Source organism: Variovorax sp. P4_D9 (assembly GCF_056401695.1).
In genome coordinates, this window is record NZ_JBFUIU010001053.1 from 1 (window position 1) to 2,622 (window position 2,622).

Here is a 2,622-nt window from a genome sequence, read left to right on the forward strand (position 1 = left end):
CGGTCCGGCAGGCGCTGGCCGCCATCCGCACGGCCGGCTTCGCGCCCGAGCCTCTGGCGGCAGCGCAGGCGGCAGCGGTTGGCGACCTGCACGAACACGCCAAAAGCACCGGCTACCTGCGGCTGGCGGCAGCGCTGGGCTTCGCCGTGCTGGCCGAGGCGATTTCCTTCTTCGCCCCCGACGCCGCCGCCTGGACCGCCGCGGGGATGGCGGTCGCGGCCGTCGCGATCTGGCTGGCCGGGCTCGAAACCTACGCCAAGGGCCTCGGCGCCCTGCGCCACGGCAAGCTCAACATCAACGCCCTGATGTCGGTCGCCGTCACCGGCGCCTTCGTCATCGGCCAATGGCCCGAGGCGGCCATGGTGATGGCTCTTTATGCCATCGCTGAACTGATCGAGGCGCGCGCGGTCGACCGCGCGCGCAACGCGATCAAGGGCCTGGTCGAACTGGCGCCCGAGGTCGCCGAGGTGGCGCAGCCGAACGGCAGCTGGCGCCGAACCAAGGCCACCGACATCCCGCTGGGCGCGATCGCGCGCGTGAAACCCGGCGAGCGCGTGGTGCTCGACGGCGTGGTCACCCGGGGCCACAGCAGCATCGACCAGTCGCCCGTCACCGGCGAGAGCATCCCGGCCGACAAGGAGCGCGGCAGCCCGGTCTTCGCCGGCACCATCAACCAGAACGGCGAGCTGGAATTCCGGGTCACGGCGGGCGCCGACGACTCGACCCTGGCTCGCATCATCCATGCCGTCGAGAAAGCCCAGGGCACGCGCGCCCCGACCCAGCGCTTCGTCGATCGCTTCGCCGCGGTCTACACGCCCACCGTGTTCGCTCTCGCCCTGGCGGTGGCCGTGCTGCCGCCGCTGCTGCTGGCCTGGCCCTGGCTCGCCGCCATCTACAAGGCGCTGGTGCTGCTGGTGATCGCCTGCCCTTGCGCGCTGGTCATTTCAACGCCGGTCACAGTGGTCAGCGGCCTGGCAGCGGCCGCGCGCCGCGGCATCCTGATCAAGGGCGGCTCGCACCTCGAGCATGCTCGCCTGCTGAAGGCCGTGGCCTTCGACAAGACCGGGACCCTGACCGAAGGCAAGCCGAGGCTGGTGGCCTTCCAGGCCTGGCACGGGGCCGACGAGGCCCAGGTCCGGCGCTGGGCCAGGAGCCTCGCGCTGCGCTCCGACCACCCCGTGTCGACGGCGATCGCCCAGGGCATCGAAGGCGACGCGATGGCGATCGACGGGTTCAAAGCCTTRCCGGGGCGCGGCGTCGAAGGCGCCGTCGACGGCCGACCGATGGTGCTGGGCAATCACCGCCTGATCGCCGAGCGCGAACAGGCCGACCCGGCTCTCGAAGCTGAACTGGAGGCCCATGAGGCGCAAGGCCGCACCGTCACCCTGCTGGCGGACGCGGGCGGCGTGCTGGCACTGTTCGCGGTGGCCGACACGATCAGGGCGAGTTCGGTGCAGGCCATCGCTGCGCTGCGCCAACTGGGCGTCAGCCCCGTGATGCTGACCGGCGACAACCCGGCGACCGCCCGGGCGATCGGGCGCGAGGCCGGCATCGAGGATGCGCGCGGCGGGCTGCTGCCGCAAGACAAGCTGTCGGCCATCCACGACATGCGCCGGCGCTACGGCCCGACCGGCATGACCGGCGACGGCATCAACGACGCGCCGGCGCTGGCCCAGGCCGACATCGGCTTCGCGATGGGCGCCGCCGGCACCGATACGGCCATGGAAGCCGCCGACGTGGTGATCATGAACGACGATCTCGGCCGCATCGCGGAGACGATCCGGCTGTCGCGCCGCACGCACACGGTGCTGTGGCAGAACATCACGCTGGCACTGGGAATCAAGGCGGTGTTTTTCGTGCTGGCGGTGTTCGGCGGCGCCACCATGTGGATGGCGGTGTTCGCGGACATGGGCGCGAGCCTGCTGGTGGTCGCCAACGGACTGCGGCTGCTGCGCGGCGCGGCCGCGCCTGTTCGTTCGCCTTGACAGGCCTCGCGCTTCGAAAGCAACATCCGCGGCCCGGCGAGGCCCGAGCGCCGACCATTCCCGAGGATGTGACATGACCAGTTTCCGGGCTCCCGGCAGGAGCGCATGAGCGCAGCGGCGGGCCGCGCCTTCCGCACCCTGCTCTCGGGCGTCGCCTGCGCATTGTGCTTCGCGGGCACGCAAGCCGCGACTGTGGCGCCCGCCACCGAATCCGCCACTGCGTCAGGCCATCGCGCCGGCCGAGATCACGGCCCGTGCCGACGCCGACGCTGACGAGAAAATCGTCCAGGCGGTGATGCGCCGGGCCGTCGAGGCGGACGAGTTGCAGCGCTTCGAGGACGCGCTCGCGCGCCAATCCGCGGCCGTCCAGCAGCCCTCCGATGTCTCGACCGGCAGCGACCTGGCGCTGCTTCCGGTTCGCCGCGAGCCTGCTCGGCAACGTGTCGCTGTCGACCATGCTCACGGGCGCGGTGCTCGACACCAGCTATCTCGCGCTGGTCATGTACGCCGGCGCGACGGTGCTGGTGGCTCTGTTCAGGGTGCTGCTCGCGCGGCCCGGACCGGCGCGTCCGGGCACCCGCAGTGCGAGCTCGCTGATCGATGCCKGCGCACGGATCGGCCGCACGGTGATGGCCAT

2 protein-coding genes are annotated in these 2,622 nt (G+C 71.6%); both read left to right on the forward strand.

Annotated features, from left to right (window positions below; all coding sequences use genetic code 11):
* Positions 1-1,985 (forward strand): heavy metal translocating P-type ATPase (locus AC1DY5_RS50725; protein ID WP_478121866.1); only part of this gene is annotated, 1,985 nt, incomplete at its 5' end.
* Positions 1,986-2,365: 380 nt separating this feature from the next.
* Positions 2,366-2,622 (forward strand): hypothetical protein (locus AC1DY5_RS50730; RefSeq protein ID WP_478121867.1); only part of this gene is annotated, 257 nt, incomplete at its 3' end.